This window comes from Sinosporangium album (genome assembly GCF_900100605.1).
Classification (GTDB): Bacteria; Actinomycetota; Actinomycetes; order Streptosporangiales; family Streptosporangiaceae; genus Sinosporangium; species Sinosporangium album.
In genome coordinates this window covers 79,933-99,738 of record NZ_FNCN01000007.1, presented here as the reverse complement: position 1 = coordinate 99,738, position 19,806 = coordinate 79,933, and the positions used below count along the sequence as shown (strand labels likewise).

Genomic DNA, 19,806 nt, shown 5'->3' with positions numbered 1-19,806 from the left:
CAACGCGACCGGTCGAACGGCCCCGCGCCCCCGGCCCCGCGGCCCTGACGGGCGCGCCGGGGGCGGGCCGACGTCCGAGCGGCCCGCCCCCGGAAGATCGCGTATCGCCGGGGCCGCGCATGCCGTACCCTCTGGGGATGCGCGCGGCAAGACTGCTGTCGTTGGTGCTGCTGCTCCAGACCCGGGGCGGGATGACCGCGGGTCAGCTCGCGGAGGAGCTGTCAGTGTGCGAGCGCACCGTCCACCGGGACGTGCTCGCTCTCTCCGAGGCCGGTGTGCCGGTCTACTCCGACCGGGGTCGCGGCGGCGGCTACCGGCTGCTCGACGGTTACCGCACCCGGCTCACCGGGCTCGACCGGGCCGAGGCCGAGGCGCTCTTCCTGTCGGGGGTGCCCGACGCGCTGCGCGAGATGGGCCTGGCGGAGGTGGCGACCGCCGCCCGGCTCAAGGCCGCCGCGGCGCTGCCGCCCGGCTCCCGCGACGCGCCGCGCACGGCGGCTCAGCGGTTCCATCTGGACGCCCCCGGCTGGTTCGTCACCGGGGAGACGCCGCACGCCTTGGCGCCGCTCGCCCGGGCCGTGTGGGGCGACCACCCGGTGACCGCGCGCTACGGCCGGGCGGCGCGCGAGCTCGAACCCTACGGCCTCGTGCTGAAGGCCGGGGTGTGGTATCTCGCGGCGAGGTCGGCGCAGCGGTTCCTCGTCTACCGGGTCGACCGGTTCGAGGAGGTGGAGGTGCACGCCGAGCGCCACTTCTCCCGGGCCCCCGACCTCGACCTCGCCGCGTTCTGGGCCGAGCGCGCCGCGCAGTTCTCCAAGTCGCTGCTCACCACGCAGGTCAGCCTGCGGCTCAGCCCGGCGGGGCTGCGCGCTCTGCCCGGCGTCGCCGACCCGGCGGCGCTGCCGGCGGCGCTGGCCTCCGCGGGGCCGCCCGACGAGCGGGGCTGGGTGACGCTGTCCCTGCCCGTCGAGGCGGTCGAAGTGGCCTACCACCAGGTGCTGCGGTTCGGGGCCGAGGCCGAGGTGCTGGCCCCCGCGGTGCTGCGCGAGCGGCTCGCCGCGGCGGCGAGCCGCCTGTGCGCGATCTACGGCGCGGGCGCCGATCAGCGATAGCCGGTGGTGTCGGCCGGCAGGCCCTTCTCCTGGACCTCCACGAGGTAGCGCCAGCAGTCCGGCCTGCTGCCGTCCGCGTCGGTGAAGCCGTACTCCTCGGCCAGTTCGGCGCTGGTGAGCGACCGTCCCGTCCAGCGGGCCCGCTCGGGGTCGGACGCCAGCGAGGCGACCGCTCGGCCGATGTAGGCGGGCGACTCGGAGATCGCGAAGTGCGGGTCCCGCTCGGTGCCGTCGCGCCAGTTCTCCTCGGTCACGCCGAAGTGCTCCAGCATGGCCTCCGAGCGGATCCAGCCGGGGGTCACCGCCACGGAGGTCCCGCCGTACGGCAGGAGCTCCTTGGACCAGGCGAACGCCAGCCGGTTCACCGACGCCTTGGCGAGGTCGTAGTAGACGTTGTCGGCGCGGTAGCGGGTGGCGTTGTGGTCGGTCGTGCCGTCGGTGAGCTCCACCACCAGGCCGCCGGGGGTGCGGGTGAGCAGCGGAAACGCGTGGTGGGCGGTGATGATGTGGGTGTCGATCGCCAGTCTGAGCAGCCGTGTGCCGCGTTCCAGGGAGTGCTTCCACATGGGGATGTCCCACTCCCCGAGGTGGTCGCCGCCCCAGATGTCGTTGATCAGGATGTCGAGCCTGCCCTGTTCCGCATCGATCTTGGCGACCAGGGCCTCCACCTGCTCGGGCACGAGGTGGTCGACGCGTACGGCGATGCCCTGCCCGCCGGCGCGGGCCACGAGCTGGGCGGTCTCCTCGATGGTCTCGGGGCGGTCCATCTCCGAGCGGTGCCCTTCGCCGCTGCGCCCGGTGCAGTAGACGGTCGCGCCCGCCCGTCCGAGTTCCACCGCGATGGCGCGTCCCGTGCCGCGGGTCGCCCCGGCGACCAGCGCCACCCTGCCCTGCAGCGGACCTGCTGCGACCTGTGCGTTTGTTGTCATGAGTCGACCCTGGCGGGCAAATAGGACATCTATTGTCATGTTCTCTTCGACATTTTCACCCGCATGGCCGGAGGCGCAGGGGGACGCCGGGAGACGCCGGGAGACGCTGGAAGGCAGAACACTGCGGTAATGTGCGGCGCACACTGATATTTCCGAACATGTGCTCGCCCGAGGGGAGGAAGCGCCGCTGCCGCCTCGCCGTACGGCGGAGCCCGCGGCGCGGCGCCGATGACCCAGTCGTCAGGGCCCGAAGTCCCGGGCTACGACGTGCTCGACCTGCTCGGACAGGGCGGATTCGGCACCGTGTACCGGGCGAGGCAGCTCGCCGTAGGCCGTGAGGTCGCCCTCAAGATCGACAACCGGGTGCTGGCGTCGGACCGCGACAAGCGCCGCTTCATGCGCGAGGTCACGGCGGCCGGAGCCCTGTCCGGCCATCCGCACGTCGCCCACGTCTACGACGCGGGCGTGCTGAACGACGGCCGCCCCTACATGGTCATGGAGCTGTGCCCCGGCGGATCGCTGACCGACCGGCTGCGCCGCGACGGGACGATCGGGGTCGCCGAGACGCGGGACATCGGCATGAAGATCGCCGACGCGCTGGCCGCCGCGCACCAGGCCGGTGTGCTGCACCGCGACCTCAAACCGGCCAACATCCTGGTCAACCGCTACGGCAACGTCGTGCTCTCCGACTTCGGGCTGGCGACCATGCCGAACCCGGGCGGCGAGGCGTCGGTCACGCGGGAGGCGCTCACCCCCGCCTACGCCCCGCCCGAGGCGTTCGACCTCACCGAGCCGACCGAGGTCGGGGACGTGTACTCGCTCGCCGCGACCCTGTACGCCCTGATGCTCGGCCGCCCGCCCCGCTTCCCGGCCGACGGCGTGCCCAACATCGCCATGATCATGGCTCTCCACCGGCTACCCGTCCCCGATCTGTCCGGCGTGCCGGCGGACGTCACCGCGCTGCTGCGCCAGGCTATGGACGTCGACCCCGCCCGGCGCCCCGCCGGGGCCGCCGCCCTCCGGGACGCCCTGGCGGCGCTCCCGCTCTCCGCGTCCGCCCCGGCCCACGCGCCGCGCGCGGCCACTCCCCCGCAGGGCCCCGAGGCGCTCCGAGGCGCGCCGCCGTCGCCGCGCGTCTCCGCGGGGACCGGCCCCGGCGGGCTCCCGCCGTACGGCGGCGCCGACGCGAAGGCGCACTCCCGCACGGCCGCGCCGCACGGCCCCGGAGCGGCGGCACAGCGGTGGCCCACCGCCCCGGTGGCCTCGGCCAGGAGGCCCGCCTCCCCCTCCCGCGCCTATCCGGTGGCCGCGGCCTTCTTCGCGGCGATCCTGCTGACCGGGGCCGGAGTGATGGTCTACGAGTTGGTGAGCGAGACCACCCAGACGGTCCCCGCGTCCCCGGCGGGCGGCTGACGCGAGGACCGGGCGGCGGTGCCGTACGGCGGGCGCCGCCGGCCGGTCCGCTCGGCGGCGCTACCGGCCGGGGTCCGTGGCCGCCAGGCCGAGGAGGTCCACCGCCCGCTCCCGCATCTCGACCTTGCGGATCTTGCCGGTGACGGTCATGGGGAAGGAGTCCACCACATGCGCATAGCGGGGGATCTTGTAGTGCGCGAGCCTGCCCGCGCAGAACGCGCGCACCGCCTCGGCGGTCAGCGGCTCGGCACCGGGCCGCATGATGATCCAGGCCATCGTCTCCTCGCCGTACCGCTCATCCGGCACCCCGATGACCTGCACGTCCTTGATGTCGGGGTGGGTGTGCAGGAACTCCTCGATCTCCCGGGGGTAGATGTTCTCGCCTCCCCGGATCACCATGTCCTTGATACGGCCCACGATGCTGACATAGCCGCTGTCGTCCATGACGGCGAGGTCGCCGGTGTGCATCCAGCGGGCCGCGTCGATCGCCTCGGCCGTCTCGCCGGGCTGGTCCCAGTAGCCCAGCATGACCGAGTAGCCCCGCGTGCACAGCTCCCCGACCTGCCCTCGCGGCACGGTGAGGTCCGTGGCCGGGTCCACGATCTTCACGTCCAGGTGCGGCATGACCCGCCCCACCGTCTCGGTGCGGCGGATCAGGTCATCGTCGAACCGGGTCATGGTGGAGACGGGCGAGGTCTCGGTCATGCCGTAGCAGATCGCCACCTCCCGCATGTTCATCTCCGCGATCACCCGCTTCATGACCTCGATCGGGCAGGTCGAGCCCGCCATGATGCCGGTGCGCAGGCTGGACAGGTCGAAGGCGGCGAAGTCCGGGTGGCCGAGCTCGGCGATGAACATCGTCGGCACGCCGTACAGCGAGGTGCACTTCTCATCCTGGACGGCGCGCAGCGCGGCTTCCGGGTCGAAGGAGGGCGAAGGCAGCACGATGCAGGCGCCGTGAGAGGTGATGCCGAGGTTGCCCATGACCATCCCGAAGCAATGGTAGAGCGGGACCGGAAGGCAGACGCGGTCGCGCTCGCTGTAGCCCAGCAGCCTCGCGACGAAGTAGCCGTTGTTCAGAATGTTGTGGTGGCTGAGCGTCGCGCCCTTGGGGAAGCCGGTGGTTCCGGAGGTGTATTGGATGTTGATCGGGTCGTCGCAGCTCAGCATGGCCATGCGGTCGCGCAGCAGAGCCGGGTCGAGCCGCGCCCCGCGCTCCAGGAGCTCGTCGAACTCCGGTTCCCCGATGTAGACGACGTCGGTGAGACCTGCCTCGCGGGCCATGGCGCGGTAGTCGCTGGTCTTGTGGGCGACGGCGCTGATCAGGAGCCGCAGCCCGGACTGCTCGGCCACGTAGGCGAGTTCGTGGGTACGGTAGGCGGGGTTGATGTTGACCAGGATGAGGCCCGCCTTCGCCGTGGCGTACTGCACGAGCACCCATTCGGCGCAGTTCGGCGACCATATGCCCACCCGGTCGCCTTTGACCAGCCCGCGGTCGATGAACCCGAGCGCCAGCCGGTCGACGGCGGCGTCGAACTCGGCGTAGGTCCAGCGGCGCCCGGAGGAGACCTCGACCAGCGCCTCGCGGTCGGCGAAGCGGGCGGCCGTCCGTTCGAGGTTCTCGCCGATGGTGTCGCCGAGAAGCGGCAGGTCGGAGACACCGCAGGTGTAGGACCGGTCGGAGGGCGCGGCGCGGCCCGCGGAGGCGCCGGCGCGAGGCGTAGCACTCATGAGGGAAGCATCGGCGGGCGGGTGGGAGCCGCACCACCCCCGTTCGGGGGTGGCGGACACCCGGCGGCGGCACGTGAAATGCTGGATTCAGGAGGAGGACATGGCGATCTACGCCCCCCATGACCAGGCCGTGCTCCGCGCGGCGATGAGCAGGCTGAAGAGGATGACCGGGGTCCCAGTGATCTTCGGTGGCTTCGTGGCGCGCGGGGGCACGCTGCGGCTCACCGAGTTCACCGGCACCCTGACCGGCGCGCTGCGCGGGCTCATGATCGGCACGGGCAACGGCCTCGGGGGCCACGTCATGGCCACCGGACGGCCCGCCGCCGTCACCGACTACGCCGCGGACTCCCGGATCAGCCACGAATACGACGCCCCCGTCACCGCCGAAGGGCTGCGGGCCATCGCGGCCGTCCCCGTCCCGGTCGCCGGAGAGGTCGCCGCGGTGCTCTACGGCGCCATCCGCGAACCCCTGGGCCTCGCGACGCGCTCACTGGACCGGGCGTGGGTGGTGGCGCGCGACCTCGGCACGGAACTCGCCGTGCGCCGGGAGGTCGAACGGCGGGTCGCCGCCGCGGAGGCGGCGGCGGTGGAGAACGCGGCCGGGGAGCGCCCGGCGGCGAGCGCCTGGGAGGACGTGCGCAGCGCCCACGCCGAACTGCGCTCCATCGCCCAGGCGGTGGCCGACCCGGTGCTCCGCGAGCGGCTCCAGGACGTCTGCGATCGGCTGGCGGGCCCCCGGCCGCTGCCGCGCGCGGTCTCCCCGCTCTCGGCGCGCGAGGTGGACGTGCTGGCGCAGGTGGCGCTGGGCTGCGGCAACGCCGAGACCGCCCGCCGCCTCGGGCTGCTGCCCGAGACGGTCAAGAGCTACCTGCGCGGCGCCATGCGCAAGCTCGGTACGCACACCCGGATGGAGACGGTCGTGGCCGCGCGGCGCGCCGGTTTCCTCCCGTAGGTCCCCCGGTCCCTCGGGTTCCCCGGCGCGCCGCGGCGCCTTCCAGCGCGTCAGTCCTTGGCGGCCACGGCGGGTTCGGGATCGGTGCCCGTGCCGTCGGTCTTCCCGTCGGCCTGGCCGTCGGGCTTCGCGTCGCCGAGCTCGGTCCTGAGCGGCACCTCCACGACGAACGCCGCGAGCACCGGCACAACGGCGGCGAACAGGATGGCCCAGCCGAACACGCCCGACAGCGCGCCGACCAGCGACTCCAGGAACCCGGTCCGCACCTGCGGCGGCAGCGCCTGCACTGCGGCGGGGTCGAGCCGTGCCCCGCCCTCGGCGAGGTGGGCGCCCGACGAGCCGAGGCGTTCGGCGATGCCGTCGGCGAGCCTGCTGTTGAAGATCGCGCCGAACAGGGAGACCCCGACCGAGCCGCCGATCGACCGGAAGAAGGTCGAGGTGCTGCTGGCCACTCCGAGGTACCTGTGGTCCACGCTGTTCTGGGCGATGAGCATGGTCATCTGCATCAGGAAGCCCATGCCGAGGCCGAGCACCGCGACATAGAGGCCGGTCGTCCAGACCGACGTGTTGACAGTCTGGAGGCTGAGCAGGAACGTGCCGACGGTCATCACGACGCCGCCGATCACGGGGTAGATCTTGTACCGGCCGGTCTTGGTGACCGCCCGCCCCACGAACAGGGAGACCGCCATGGCGGTCGCCATCATGGGCAGCATGAGCAGTCCAGACTCGGTCGCCGAGGCCCCCTGGACGGTCTGCTGGTAGAGCGGGAGGAAGTTGATCGCCCCGAACATCGAGAAGCCGAGCAGGAACCCGATCACCGTGATCAGAGTGAAGTTCCGGTTGCGGAACAGCCCGAGCGGCATGATCGGCTCAGCCGTACGCCGTTCCACCACGACGAACAGCGCGAGCGTGACGACGGACAGGCCGAGCAGCCCGAGGATCGTCGGCGAGCCCCAGTCGTATTCAGTGCCGCCCCAGGTGGTGACGAGCACCAGGGCCGTGATCCCCACGGAGAGCAGCGCCGCCCCGAACCAGTCGATGCGCTGCTTGGTCCGCACCCGGGGCAGCTTGAGGGTGATCGTCATGATCACGAAGGCGATGACGCCGAGCGGCAGGTTGATGAAGAAGGCCCAGCGCCAGTCGAGGCTGTCGGTGATGAATCCGCCGAGCAGCGGTCCGGCGATCATGGCCACGGACATCATCGCGGCCATGATGCCCTGGTAGTGGCCGCGCTCCCGAGGCGGCACCAGGTCGCCGATAAGGGCCATGGCGTTGACCATGAGACCACCGGCGCCCAGGCCCTGAAGCGCGCGGAAGCCGATGAGCTGGACCATGCCGTTCTCAGGACCGCCGAGCAGGTCGATGCCGGCCATGCCGCAGAGGGCCGAAGTGATGGTGAAGATCGCGATCGAGGCCAGGAATGTCGGCTTACGTCCGTAGAGGTCGCCGAGTTTGCCCCAGATCGGGGTGGAGATCGTAGTGCCAAGCACGTAGGCGGTGACCACCCACGATAAGTGGTTGAGTCCGCCGAGTTCACCCACGATGCGCGGCATCGCGGTGCCGAGGATCATGTTGTCGAGCATGGCGAGGAGCATCGCCAGCATCAGTCCGGGCATCGCCACCATGACAGCGCGCTGCCTGCCCGTCCCAGCGGGCTGTTCCTCGCCTGGAGGAACCTCCGTCTCTTTCATACTCCGCCCCCTCGTTCAGATGAATGATCTTGCTTACTTGCCGACCGGCAAGCAAGGGGTAAGCTAAGGTGCCAGCCACCGTTCGTCAAGCTGATTTCTCCCAAGGAGGACACCCGTCCCATGACGGACATCGCTGACACCCGAACGCGGATTCAGCAGACCGCATTGCGCCTCTTCACAGAGCAGGGATACGAGGCGACCTCCCTGCGTGAGATCGCCGAGGCTCTAGGGGTGACCAAGGCTGCGCTCTACTACCACTTCCGCACCAAAGAAGACATCGTCCTCAGCCTGACCGATCAGCGATTGCAGCAACTCAGCGCACTGCTCGCCTGGGCCAAGTCGACTCCCCTCACCTTGGCGACCCGCCGGGAGCTCATGAGCCGCTACGCCCAGAGCATGTACGCCGAACAGCACCAAGACCTCATGCGCTTCTTCGAGCGCAACCCCACCGCGCTGCGCAACCATCCCACGTCCGTGCTGATGCGCGAGCACGTCGTGGAGGTCGCCTACATGCTGAGCGAACCGGATGATCCACCCGCCCTACGGCTCAAGCGCAGCATGGCGCTCTTCGCGATGCACGCGGGAGCGTTCCTGCTCACGGCCCTCACGCCCGAGGAGCGCCGCGAGGTGTGCCTGGAGGTGGCGTTCGACCTGATCAGCCCCTCATGCGCCGAGGCTAGATCTCCTGTGCCCGACCAGGCATGTTGTCCAGGCGACGCAATATGACGCCCTCCCGCAGCGCCCACGGGCACAGTTCGACCTCGCCCAGGTCGAACAGGTCGAGGGTGGCGTCGGCCACGACGGCCCCGGCGACGAGCTGGGCCGCGCGCCCCTCCGAGACACCGGGCAGCCGGGCCCGCTCGGCGGCGGTGAGGCCGGTGAGCTTCACGACGAGTTCCGCGAGGTCCTCTCGGGACAGGACGCGCTGGACGTAGAGGCCCTCGCTGGAGGGGGCCGCGCCCGCGATGCGCGCGAGTTGCCGGAAGGTCTTGGAGGTGGCGACCGCGTGGTCGGGCCTGCCGTACCTCACCAGGTCGCCGACGTGCCGGGCGATCTGCGCGCGCACATGCCTGCGCAGCGCCCGGACCTCGTCGGCGGGGGGCGGGTCGGCGGTGAGCCATTCCCGGGTGAGGCGCCCCGCGCCGAGCGGCACGGAGATCGCGGCATCGGGTTCCTCGTCGACGCCGCAGGCCATCTCCAGGGAGCCGCCGCCGATGTCCAGCGCGAGCAGATTGCCCGACGACCAGCCGAACCAGCGGCGGACCGCCAGGAAGGTCAACCTGGCCTCATCCCCGCCCGCGAGGACAGTGATGTCGGCCCCCGTGTCGGTCTTCAGCCGTCTGAGCACCTCGTCGCCGTTGACGGCCTCCCGGACCGCCGAGGTCGCGAAGGCCATGAAGTCCTCGACGCCCTTGTCCTCGGCAAGTTGGAGCGCCTCCTCGACGAATGCTGTCAACTGGGTGATCCCTGGCTCGGACAGGCGGTCGCCCTCCATGTGCTCCGCGAGCCGGAGCTCGGTCTTGTGGGAGTACGCGGGGAGTGGGCGGGCGCCGCGGTGCGCGTCCACCACGAGGAAGTGCACCGTGTTGGAGCCGATGTCCAGCACACCGAGTCGCATGACCACAGACGCTACTACCGAGCGATCTCTTGCCGACGACCGGGTGCACCCAAGAGCCGACATGGCAGGTTTCGGGGGAATGTCAAGCGTTTGTCCGAATGAGGCCAGTCCGTTGAAAGATCTTGTTATTCAGAACTAATGAGCCCAAACTGGCCAGTCGTTGGCTGCGCGGATCGCCAGCAGGAGGAAAGGGAGAGAAATGAAGAAGGTCATCGTCCATAGACCCGGCCCGGTCAGCCTCAGAGGAGCTGCCAGCGCCAAGCACGAGGGCTGACCTGGCCACGGCCGGCGCCCACCGCCTCCGAGCCCACCCTTATCGCACATCGGCACCGGCCGAGACCAGCGGGATTGGACCGGTCCATCGCTTCCGAAGCCCGGAGCTCGGCGCGGGGAGGCGCCGGCCGCCGTCGGCCACACAACACAGAAGAGAAGGGCACCTGACGTGCGTCACCTGTGGGTCCAGGGAATCAGGCCGACCGCCTCGGCGGACCTCCCTCCCCCGCTCATGTCCCCCCTGGACGCACACAGGCGCCTCCGCGGCCCCTACACCATGGGGGGCGCGCTCGTCGCGGGACTCCTGCCCGACGCCCTGCTCCGGCGCCCCGGCAGCGTCGCCGCCCACGACATCGAACTGCGGGCCGTCGCACCCGACCTGCGGCACCTCGTCCCCGCCCGCCGCGAGTCGATCGCGGTCCGCCTGCCCAAGCCCGAACGGATTCTCGTCCACGCGCCCCGCCGCACCCTGCGGCTGGCCAACGGGCTCTGCGAGTTCGTTCACGACCAGCTGTCCGCCGCGGACGCCCGGCCGCGGAGCCTGGTGATCACCGGCGTTCACGAAGCCGACCACACCGACACCGAGCTCCTGGCCGTACTGCTCCGCCGCATCCCGGCCGACCTGCTCACACTGGTCGTCTGCGCGCCACCCGAGTGGCGGCCCGCCGACGCGGCCCTCTCCGCCGCGCTCGCCGACCACGCCGACCAGGTCGGGCACGGCGGGCAGGTCGGGCACGGCGAGGCTCCCGCCGTACCGCCGCGGGCCCCGGGCGGCCTCGTGGACCTGGACGGCGTGTGCGACGACCCCGAGGTCCATGCCCGCTACGCGCGGCTCGACCCACAGGAGAGGATGGCGCTCCACGACCGGCGCGCCGACGAACTCGCCGCACACGGCGGAGTCGGTGCACGGCTCGGAGCGATCCCCTACCACCGGCTCCACGGGTCCGACCCCGCGGCGGCCCTCCGGGCCCTCGCCTTCGCGATCGAATGGTGCCTAGAGGCGGGATTCCACCACGCGGTGGCGGAGTTCGGCGCTCTGGCCCTGCCCCTCGCCGACCCCCGGTCCGACCACGCCGCCTGGTGGCGCATCCTCCACAGTACGGCGACCGCCCTCGCGTCGCTCGCCCGGGAGGAAGAGGCCGAGGCCCTCTTCGACCTGGCCCGCCGCGAGAGCACCTCGCCGCAGGCCCACGCGTCCGCGGCGTACTCCTCGGCCATGCTCAGGACACGCCACCACGACCCCGCGAAACGCGACGTCGACGGTGCCCTCGCCCTCGTCAACCAGGCCATCGCGATCTCCACGCTGCTACCCGACCCCGCGGAGCGCGCGTTCAAACTGGGTTTCGACTACAACGGCAAGGCACTGATCCAGATGCGGCGAGGCCGCATCGATGAGGCGGCCGACCTCGTCGAGCAGGCCATCGCCTTGGCCGAGACCGGCCTTCCCCCGGGCACGCACCCCATCCACCGGCTCGTGCTGCGCGCCAACCGCGCCCAGCTCGCCGCCCGGCGCGGCCGTACGGCGGACGCCCTCGCCGACCTCGGCGCCGCCATCGACGCCGACCCCGGATATCCCGACTACTACCTCGACCGGGGCAACGTCCACTACAGGCTGGGCGGATACGCCGAGGCCGTCGCCGACTACGAGACCGCCATGCGGGTCGGGCCGCCCTTCCCCGAGCCGTACTACAACCGGGCCGAGGCCCGCTTCGCCCTCGGCGACCACGACGGGGCCCTCGCCGACCTGGACCGCGCACTCGAACTCGACCCCGACTTCGCCGACGCCTACGCCAACCGCGCGGGCCTCCTCGCCGCGCTCGGCGACCATCAGGCCGCCAAACGCGACGCGGAACGCGGGCTCGCCCTCACCCCCGGCGACCCCTATCTCCTGTGCGCGCTCGGCCAGGCCGAGATGGCCGAAGGCCGTACGCCCGAGGCCCGCGCCGCCTTCGACCACGCCCTCGAACTCGACCCCGCCCTGGCCTCGGCCTGGGCCAACCGGGGCATCCTCCAGCACGAGAACGGCGACCACGAGGCCGCTGCCCGCGACCTCACGCGCGCCCTGGACCTCGGCGAGGACCCCGCCCTGCTGTTCAACCGGGCCATGGCCCTGCGCGCCGCCGGGCATCCCGACGAGGCCGAGCGCGACCTGCGCCGAGCCCTCGAACTGGCCCCCGACGACGAGGACATCCGCCGCGAGCTCCACCCGGCGCACTCCTGAGGCCGCGCTCCCCGCGTCGGCCCGGGGCGGGGATCAGCAGTTGACGTAGTCGACCCGGGAGGAATTGTAGGAGCACGAGTCGATCAGTTTCCCGGTCGCGCTCCTCAGATAAGCGGTGTCCTTGTCGTTGTTCCACACATACCATTTGCGCTGCCAGTAGACGGTCGACGTGCCGTCGTTCCCCATTCCCGAGCGCAGCCTCACGGACTTACCGGGCCTCAGCGTGACGTCGCCGAAGGTATAGCGGAAGCCGTTCTTGTCGCGCACGGTCCACCCCGCGAGTTCCACCGCGCGCCGCGTGGTGTTCTTGAACACGATGTACTCGCCGTTCACCGACTTGTTACCCCCTCGGTCCGAGCCGGGGCTGTCGTAATAGACACGCGTGATCTGAACGCTCGGGGCGGCGGCCTGAGCAGCCGGGGCATAGGTGAGGAGAGCGGCCATCGGCAGGCCGACAAGAACGGCTGAGCGACGCAAAGGTCCTCCAACAACGGGACGCTGGAACACCATGGAAGACGGTTGGCGAGGTCGGCGGGTTGGCAGAGGGACCGCGATAATCCGGAATTCAGCGGAACGGCCGATGCCACCGCGGACAACGGAAGGTCGGAGCGGGATCTCAAAAGACGGTAGAGAAACCTTCGCGATCCCCGCCCGGCGGGTTCAGAGAAGGCGCTTGATCTCGCCGTAGGCACGGTAGAAACCGCCCCTGCCGGCGGCGCGGACCCCCTCGACGAGATAGCGGGCCCCCGCCTCGCGGATCTCCTTGGGGAATTGGACGTTCCACGACGGCTGATAGCCCGAGCCGACCACGCGGACGCGCAGGCCCGAACCGTCGCGGACGCACTCCACGACGATGCCGTCGCCGACATGGTCGGTGGTCTCCAGCACGGCCGTGGGCTCCACGGTGGCGAGCGTCGCGGCGACCTTGACGTCGACGGGCACGGGCACCGTGCCCTGCGTCGCCTGCTCGACGGCGGCCTCGCTCGCGTCGATGCAGGCGAGCGCACCGGCCGTGGTGACGATGTAGAGCCGGTCGTCGAGGAACTGCATCGACAGGGCAGAGCCGCAGCCGGTGGCGAGCTTCCACAGACGGGTGCCGTCGGCGTCGAAGCAGTACACCGAGGAGTGGTCGTCGCCGGCGAAGACGTAGCGGCCGTCCGGGGCGGCGGCGCAGGAGAAGACGGTGCTGTCGGTGCGGTAGACGGCGCTGACGGCGCCGTCGGCCTTGGCGAGGCGGTAGACGGCGTTGTCGGAGCATCCCGCGTAAACGTCGTTGTCCTCCTGCCAGCCGAACAAGACGCTCCCCCGCAGCCGGGTCTGCCACGTCGGGGCGCCGTCGCTGGCCTCGTAACGCGACACGCCGCGAGAGTCGCCGTGGTAGACCGCGGTCATGTCGCAGCGCACCATCCAGCCGCAGGCGCCCCCGCCCTTGCGCGCCCACTGGAACTCGTCCTCGTGGTCGATGGCCGTCACCCTGCCGGCCTCGTCGGAGACCCCGAGCACACCGTCGCAGATGTCCAGCCAGTAGATGTCGACGTCGGGGGCGATCTCATAGGCCACCCGGGGGACCTTGCCGCTCAGATCGTAGACCTTGCCGTCGTCGCAGCCCGCGTAGATCCAGAAGTCGTCGCCCACCAGGCACTTCACGCCGTCGGGAAGGCGGAACCTCCTGGTCACCTCCCCGTCGTGGGTGAGCGTGTAGACGTCGCCGCCCTGGTTGCCCACCCAGCAGCGACGATCGTCGACAAAGACGCCGAAGGCCGAGTCGCCGCTCATGAAACGCCACAGGACGGGCGCCTGCGTCGCCGTCGAGGTGTGGCTCACGACCTGGCGCCGGGTGACGGCCCTGCGCTGCCGCATGCCCCGCACCGCGGGTGCGTATCCCTTGCGCACCTTCTCGGCGATCTTCTTGGAGGCCGCGGCGGTCGCCTTCGCCTCCGTGGGGAAGGAGGTCGTCTTGACCTGGCCCCGCTCGCCGATGCGCCCGTATGAGATCGTCACCTCCACGCCCGACTGCACGACCTCGTAGAACTTGTGGGCGCCTTCGCCCTCTTCGGACAGCTCGAGATAGGTGGACTGCTGAAACATGGGGGCACTCCGGATGAGCGGTAGTTGATCAGTCGCTCGGAAGCGTACGGCAGAGCACCGACAACATTCGCGATCGTTTACCCCGATTCGCCCCCCACCCTCGCACGTCCCCCACCCGCCGCCGGACCAGATCCCCGGCCACCGACGCCCCCGAACGACCTCGGGCGACCTCGGGCGACCTCGGGCGAATAGAGCATGAGATGATGTCGGCTTCGATCCGCCCGGGGGCCATCGTGCGGCAGGATGGGCGGAGAACGACGCCGGGCGGGATCCCCGTACGGGTACCCGCCCTCGATCAGGAGGCCAGCATGACCGACGCCGTGTCCGAGCCGGAGAGCCGGGAGGACGCCGAGGCCGCGGAGACGACGGCCGAAGGCCCCGAGGACGAGTTGAAGCGCAAGTTCCGGGAGGCGCTGGAGCGCAAGCGCCGCCAGGCCGAAGCGGGTGGGCAGGGGACCGGGAGAGGCTCCTCCAAGATCCATGGCACCCATGGCCCGGCGGGGGGAAGGCGCTCCTTCCGCCGCAAGAGCGGCGGCTGACCCGTCCCCGTCCCCCTCACCGGGCCCCCGGGAGCGCTCATGCGCCCCCGGGGGCTTTCGCGCTACCGGGGTCGTAGTGGGGGCCCGGAAACCGCGCCGCCGGGCCGAGCCCCGTCCCAGAGCCCGGCCCGAAGGCGCAGCCCGGAAAGCGGGCCCCGGGGGCTTGTGCCGTACGGCGATCAGGGGGAGGCCGGGGCGGGCTCGGGCGTCAGGTTCTTCGGGAGCAGCATGGTGACGTCGATCGGCCGCGATATGTATTTGTAGGTGTGCATGAGGTCGGCGACGCGTTGCACCGGCGCGGCCGAAAGGGCCGTGGGGATGGTGCCGAGCTTCATGCTCTCCGCGGTCGCCGCCTCGATGTGAGTGAACGTCGGCACGAACTTGCGCACGAGTTTCTCGTCGGAGGCGGCGATCCGCTGGGCCTCCGTGATGACCCGGCGGAACGCCTCCACCGTCCGCGGATTCTTCTGGGCGTATTCCGCTGTGACGCCCCACGTGGCGATGGGAAGCCGGTCGGTCTCTCCTGACATCAGGTCGGCGACCGTCTTCGCCCCTGTGCCCTTGGCGACGGTGATGAACGGCTCGACCATCCATCCCGCGTCCACGGTGCCGGCCGCGAGGGCTGCGGGGATCTGCGGCAGCGGCACCTCGGTGAACTTCACGTCCTTCTTCGACATCCCGTTGGCTTTGAGGAGGACCTCCACGCCGAGCGTCGCGATGCTGCCGAGGGTGGCGACGGCGATGGTCTTGCCCTTCAGGTCGGCGGGCGCCTTGATGTCCGCTTTGGCCCCGGACATCAGCAGGAAGGTGCCGGGAACGGCGTGATAGGAATCGGCGATCAGGCGGAGGTCGATCGCTCCCTTGTCCTGGGCCGCCATGGCGCTGATGTAATCGAGGAAGGAGACGTCCATGGTGCCGTTCTTCATGCGGGGAACGGCCTCGGCGGACCCCTTCAACTCATAGGTCTGCACGTCGAGCCCTTCGCGGGCGAACAGCCCGCGTTCTTTGGCGATGTAGAACGGAGCGAGGTCGACGATCGGCATGATGCCCACCGTCAGCTTTGTCTTCTCCGGGCCGCTCGTTTTCGCCGCTCCCTCGCTCGGACCGGCTTTAGGGGCTTCACCGCCCCCGCAGCCCGCCATCGCGAACATGACTGCCACCGACAGCGCCGACACTATGGCCTTGCATCGCCTCATGAAGAGTCCAAACGTTGACTGATCAGCAGAAAGACATCTGGCCGAGTTGAGCTGCACAGATATGAGTAATGCGCACAACAAATGATGCCCTATGCGATTTGGGACTCATAGTGCATTAGCGAATCTGTAACAAAGAAGGAGGACTAGCCCTCTAATACCGCGACACCAACGGCGAACATGACGCAATGGGGGTGCTCGGGTCCACCACGACCTCCAGGACCACCTCAAATACGGAAACGGGGACAGAGGAAGGATATTGAGGCCATTTTCATATCACGAGCGCAGTCACGGGGATGAGGTGCACCATACGATGCGTGACGCGTTGCACGAAGGGCCGCGTGAGAAAGCTCGTGATGAGAAAGCCCGCTCAAGGAAGCTCGCGGCGCACCAGGGCCTGGGCGAGCGGCTCCCCGGTGGCCTGGGCGTACGCCACCCGCTCCCGTACTTCGCCGAGTGTGCGCGGGCGGTAGCCGGGGCCGCCGGAGCAGCTCTCGATCTGGAAGCGAACACCCGCCCGCAGCAGCACCGCGAGCGTTCTCCAGCCCGCGGTGTCGCGCCGACGCGGCGCCGCGAAGCCCGAACCGACGTGAATCAGCGGCTTGGCACAACGAGCACAGGACCGCCCGCCGTCACCGGGGCCGGGGAAGGGCTGCTTGTAGGAGGCACGGCAGGGCAGGCAGACAAAGGAGGTCTTCGCGTGGGCCACACGGCCACCCTAGGCTCTTGACCAGAGAACATCGACCGGGAATTGTCCACCATGGCCAGGCTGCAGGCCACCGGACGCTCGTGGCGCGACACGCGACGGTCCCGAGCTCCGGACACACCGCAGACGACAAGACCCGGCCCGCACGGTCGATCCGTGCGGGCCGGGTCCGTCGATGCCTCAGCCCACCGTCACAGCGGGCCGATGTCAGCGGCCGAAGCGGCGGTTGCCGCCGCCGTTGCCGCGTGAGCCGGAGCGGCCGTTCGGGGAGGCGCGGAAGGCCCCACCCCTGTTGGACCAGTCGGCCCTTCCGCGGTCCTGGTGATTCTCGCCGCGGTCGCGGTGGAAGTCGCCCGTGTGCTCACGGCCACCGCCGTCGCGGCCGTAGCGTTGCCCTCGGTCCGAGCCGCCGCCCTGGCGGTCGCCCCGCCCCTCGTATCCGCGGCCGCCCTGGTGGCCGCGGTTCTCGTAGCCACGGCCTTCGAAACCCCGGTCGCGGCGGAACTCACCCGAGCCCGAGTCGGGGCGCTCGGCGCGGTCGCGCCCGTCGAAATCGCCCCGCTCGCGGCGGAACCCCCCGGACTCCGAGCCACTGCGCTCACGGCCGCCGTTGTCACGGGAACCGAAACGGGGACCGCGCTCGCCTCGGAATCCACTGAATCCGCCACGGTCACGGCCGCCCTCGCGGTCGCGCCCGCCGTCGAATCCGCGGTCGAAGCCCTGGTCACGACCGCCCTCGGAGTTGTCGCGGTCGTGGAACGGACGGCCCTCGCCGAACGGGCGGCCCTCGCGGGGGCCGGAGCGCGCCGGACGGCCTTCGCCGTCGCGGCGGAAACCGCCGTCGCCCCGGTGGGAGCGGCGGGGCCGGTCGTCGTCGTAACGGGGACGCGAGTCGCGCTCACCTGAAGAGTCGCCGTGGAAGCGCCTCGGACGGCGCTCGCCGCCGAAACCGCCGTCGCGGCCGTCGCGGCGGCGACCGCGGGCGGGGGTGCGCAGCGGCGGCTCCCACACCGGCACCGGCTCGCCGCTCGGCTCCTGGGCCCCGGCGACCTCGGCGAGGCGGGGGTGCCCGGGGGCTGCCTTGAGGCGGAACGGGTGGATGCCGGCGCGGCGGGTCAGGGCGTCGGTGGAGCGGCGCTCATTGGGGAGCACCAGCGTGATGACGGTGCCGCGCTCGCCGGCCCGCGCCGTACGGCCGCCGCGGTGCAGGTAGCTCTTGTGGTCCTGCGGCGGGTCGACGTGGAGCACGAGGCTGACGTCGTCGACGTGGATGCCGCGGGCGGCGACGTCGGTGCAGACCAGAACGCTGATAGCGCCCTCGCGGAACTCCGAGAGGATGCGGGTGCGCTGGTTCTGCCGCTTGCCGCCGTGGAGGCCGCCGGCCTGCACGCCCACACGGGCCAGCGACTTGACGAGCTTGTCGACGCCGTGCTGGGTGCGCACGAAGATGATCGTGCGGCCTTCGCGGTTGGCGATGGACGCCGTGATGGGGAACTTGTCGTCCCGGGAGACCTGGACAACGTGGTGCTCCATCGTCTCGACAGGCGAGGTCGCGGGGGCGATGGAGTGGGTGACGGGGTTCTTGAGGAAGCGCCGCACCAGTTTGTCGACGTCTCCGTCGAGCGTGGCGGAGAACAGCAGGCGCTGGCCGTCGACCGGAGTCTGTTCGAGCAGGGCGCTGACCACGGGGAAGAAGCCGAGATCGCACATGTGGTCGGCCTCGTCGAGCACGCTGACCTGCACGTCGGCGAGCGAGCACTCGCCCTGCTGGATGAGGTCGGTGAGGCGGCCCGGAGTGGCCACCACGACCTCGACGCCGCGGCGCAGCGCCTCGATCTGGCGGCCCATGGACATGCCGCCGACGACGGTCTTCATGCGCAGCGACAGACCGCGGCCGAGGGGCTCCAGCGCGTCGTGCACCTGGAGCGCCAGCTCACGGGTGGGGACCAGGATGATCGCGCGGGGGCGGCCCGGCTGGGCGCGATCCCCGGCGACGTTGGCCATGAGGGGCAGGCCGAAGGCGAGGGTCTTGCCCGAGCCGGTCTGGCCGCGGCCGAGCACGTCGCTGCCGGCGAGGACGTCGGGGACGGCCGCGCTCTGGATGGGGAAGGGACTGTGGATGCCCTGACGGGCGAGCGCCGTGACGAGGGGGCGCGGCAGGCCGAGCTCGGCGAAGCCGGGCTGCTCGGGGGCCGTCTCCTCGGAGGCGGTCTCCTCGGAGGCAGCCTCGCCGGCGGCCGCGGCGGCGCTCGCCGCTTCGTCGTCGGCGCTGGGCAGGCTGACATCAAGCATGGTCACGTAAATCGTGCCTTTCGTCGAAGGACGCGGCGCGTCACTTCTGCGAAAGGACGAGCCGAGAGCGGTACGGCGGGAGCCGCACGGTCACATGCGCCACTCTGGGCGGCGGGCAGCCGTCGTTGCGGCTGCCTATCACGGGGTCGCAGACACTCTACCCGCTGTGAGGTAGACCGCGATCATGCATGTACGACTTGCGCCCTTTCTGCCCCACTGTGGGGTGAGCGCAAGCCGTACGGAAAGGAAGAACTCTAGACGTTGAAGCCGAGCATGCGAAGCTGCTCACGGCCATCATCGGTGATTTTGTCAGGCCCCCACGGTGGAAGCCAGACCCAGTTTATCCTGACGTCCGACACCAGGTCGGCCAAGGCGGCATTCGCCTGCTCCTCGATGACGTCGGTCAACGGGCAGGCCGCACTGGTGAGCGTCATGTCGATCGTCGCCACGGTCCCGCTGTCGCCCGGGTCCAGCGAGACGCCGTAGATCAGACCGAGGTCGACGACATTGATGCCGAGCTCGGGGTCGACGACGTCCTTGAGCGCCTCCATGACGTCGTCTTGTGTCGTGTCCCCGTCGAAGCCCATCGTCGGGGTCTCCACCGGCTTGCTCATGCTTGACTCCTCACCACCGCGTCCTTGTAGGCCATCCAGGCCAGCAACGCGCACTTGACCCGGGCGGGGAACTTCGCCACACCGGCGAAGGCCACCGCGTCGCCGAGCACGTCCTCATCCGGCTCGACCTGCCCCCTGCCCTGCATGAGGCGGGTGAACTCGTCCACGACCGACAGCGTCTCGTCCGCCGTGGAGCCCGTGGCCAGATCGTAGAGTACCGAAGCGGCGGCCTGGCTGATGGAACAGCCCTGGCCATCGTAGGACACATCCTCGACCTTGCCGCCGTCGCCGAGCTTCACCCGCATCGTGATCTCGTCACCGCAGGTCGGGTTCACGTGGTGGACCTCTGCGTCGTAGGGCTCGCGCAGGCCGCGGCCCTGCGGGTGCTTGTAGTGCTCCAGGATCAACTCCTGGTACATCGACTCGGCGATCAT

The 19,806-nt window shown here is 70.6% G+C and carries 17 protein-coding genes; 6 read left to right on the top strand and 11 right to left on the bottom strand.

Translation table 11 applies throughout. The features are described 5' to 3' along the window. Positions 1-137: 137 nt before the first annotated feature. The gene (locus BLQ73_RS09455) at positions 138-1,112 is read left to right on the top strand and encodes a helix-turn-helix transcriptional regulator (RefSeq protein ID WP_093170106.1); all 975 of its coding nucleotides are present in this window, start codon (positions 138-140) and stop codon (positions 1,110-1,112) included. Here the strand turns inward: BLQ73_RS09455 and BLQ73_RS09450 are convergent. Then, complete coding sequence (locus BLQ73_RS09450) at positions 1,103-2,041, bottom strand: SDR family oxidoreductase (protein ID WP_093170008.1); 939 nt, start codon at positions 2,039-2,041, stop codon at positions 1,103-1,105. The two genes, BLQ73_RS09455 and BLQ73_RS09450, sit on opposite strands and share 10 nt — an antisense overlap. A gap of 228 nt (positions 2,042-2,269) precedes the next feature. Here BLQ73_RS09450 and BLQ73_RS09445 point away from each other — a divergent pair, with 228 nt between their 5' ends. After that, entirely contained in the window at positions 2,270-3,454 is a 1,185-nt protein-coding gene (locus tag BLQ73_RS09445) for a serine/threonine-protein kinase (RefSeq protein WP_093170007.1), read from the top strand. Between the two features lie 60 nt (positions 3,455-3,514). Here the strand turns inward: BLQ73_RS09445 and BLQ73_RS09440 are convergent, their stop codons facing one another. Continuing rightward, positions 3,515-5,185: an AMP-binding protein gene (locus tag BLQ73_RS09440; RefSeq protein ID WP_093170006.1), complete on the bottom strand. Its 1,671-nt coding sequence runs from the start codon at positions 5,183-5,185 to the stop codon at positions 3,515-3,517. On the opposite strand from BLQ73_RS09440, the gene BLQ73_RS09435 reads away from it, so the two are divergent. After that, positions 5,184-6,137: a LuxR C-terminal-related transcriptional regulator gene (locus BLQ73_RS09435; protein ID WP_245690941.1), complete on the top strand. Its 954-nt coding sequence runs from the start codon at positions 5,184-5,186 to the stop codon at positions 6,135-6,137. The genes BLQ73_RS09440 and BLQ73_RS09435 overlap by 2 nt on opposite strands. 50 nt (positions 6,138-6,187) lie before the next feature. Here BLQ73_RS09435 and BLQ73_RS09430 read toward each other — a convergent pair whose 3' ends face one another. After that, entirely contained in the window at positions 6,188-7,828 is a 1,641-nt protein-coding gene (locus tag BLQ73_RS09430) for an MDR family MFS transporter (protein WP_093170004.1), read from the bottom strand. A 120-nt stretch (positions 7,829-7,948) separates the two neighbouring features. Between BLQ73_RS09430 and BLQ73_RS34535 the strand changes: the two genes are divergently transcribed. Then, a complete protein-coding gene (locus tag BLQ73_RS34535) occupies positions 7,949-8,554 on the top strand; it encodes a TetR/AcrR family transcriptional regulator (protein ID WP_093170003.1) in 606 nt (201 codons plus the stop codon). On the opposite strand, the gene BLQ73_RS09420 is transcribed toward BLQ73_RS34535, so the two are convergent. Next, the gene (locus BLQ73_RS09420) at positions 8,505-9,446 is read right to left on the bottom strand and encodes a Ppx/GppA family phosphatase (protein ID WP_093170105.1); all 942 of its coding nucleotides are present in this window, start codon (positions 9,444-9,446) and stop codon (positions 8,505-8,507) included. The two genes, BLQ73_RS34535 and BLQ73_RS09420, sit on opposite strands and share 50 nt — an antisense overlap. Positions 9,447-9,888: 442 nt before the next feature. Between BLQ73_RS09420 and BLQ73_RS09415 the strand changes: the two genes are divergently transcribed. After that, the gene (locus BLQ73_RS09415) at positions 9,889-11,940 is read left to right on the top strand and encodes a tetratricopeptide repeat protein (RefSeq protein ID WP_245690940.1); all 2,052 of its coding nucleotides are present in this window, start codon (positions 9,889-9,891) and stop codon (positions 11,938-11,940) included. A gap of 33 nt (positions 11,941-11,973) precedes the next feature. On the opposite strand, the gene BLQ73_RS09410 is transcribed toward BLQ73_RS09415, so the two are convergent. Beyond that, positions 11,974-12,417 carry a lamin tail domain-containing protein gene (locus BLQ73_RS09410; protein ID WP_245690939.1) on the bottom strand — a complete coding sequence of 148 codons (444 nt, stop codon included), beginning with the start codon at positions 12,415-12,417 and terminating at the stop codon, positions 11,974-11,976. Between the two features lie 183 nt (positions 12,418-12,600). Beyond that, positions 12,601-14,028 (bottom strand): WGR domain-containing protein, encoded by a 1,428-nt coding sequence (locus tag BLQ73_RS09405; RefSeq protein ID WP_093170001.1) that lies wholly within the window; start codon positions 14,026-14,028, stop codon positions 12,601-12,603. Positions 14,029-14,336: 308 nt separating this feature from the next. Between BLQ73_RS09405 and BLQ73_RS09400 the strand changes: the two genes are divergently transcribed. Beyond that, a complete protein-coding gene (locus tag BLQ73_RS09400; protein ID WP_143020189.1) occupies positions 14,337-14,567 on the top strand; it encodes a DUF5302 domain-containing protein in 231 nt (76 codons plus the stop codon). A gap of 179 nt (positions 14,568-14,746) precedes the next feature. Here BLQ73_RS09400 and BLQ73_RS09395 read toward each other — a convergent pair whose 3' ends face one another. The 5 genes from BLQ73_RS09395 to sufU form a co-directional block, all read right to left on the bottom strand. Then, the gene (locus BLQ73_RS09395; protein ID WP_275936281.1) at positions 14,747-15,709 is read right to left on the bottom strand and encodes an ABC transporter substrate-binding protein; all 963 of its coding nucleotides are present in this window, start codon (positions 15,707-15,709) and stop codon (positions 14,747-14,749) included. A 421-nt stretch (positions 15,710-16,130) separates the two neighbouring features. Beyond that, positions 16,131-16,469 carry a deoxyxylulose-5-phosphate synthase gene (locus BLQ73_RS09390; RefSeq protein ID WP_093169998.1) on the bottom strand — a complete coding sequence of 113 codons (339 nt, stop codon included), beginning with the start codon at positions 16,467-16,469 and terminating at the stop codon, positions 16,131-16,133. A gap of 204 nt (positions 16,470-16,673) precedes the next feature. Beyond that, positions 16,674-18,758, bottom strand: coding sequence for a DEAD/DEAH box helicase (locus BLQ73_RS09385; RefSeq protein WP_093170103.1), 2,085 nt, complete (start codon positions 18,756-18,758; stop codon positions 16,674-16,676). Between the two features lie 254 nt (positions 18,759-19,012). Beyond that, positions 19,013-19,345 (bottom strand): metal-sulfur cluster assembly factor, encoded by a 333-nt coding sequence (locus tag BLQ73_RS09380; protein ID WP_420820003.1) that lies wholly within the window; start codon positions 19,343-19,345, stop codon positions 19,013-19,015. Between the two features lie 23 nt (positions 19,346-19,368). Then, complete coding sequence (sufU, locus tag BLQ73_RS09375; RefSeq protein WP_093169996.1) at positions 19,369-19,806, bottom strand: Fe-S cluster assembly sulfur transfer protein SufU; 438 nt, start codon at positions 19,804-19,806, stop codon at positions 19,369-19,371.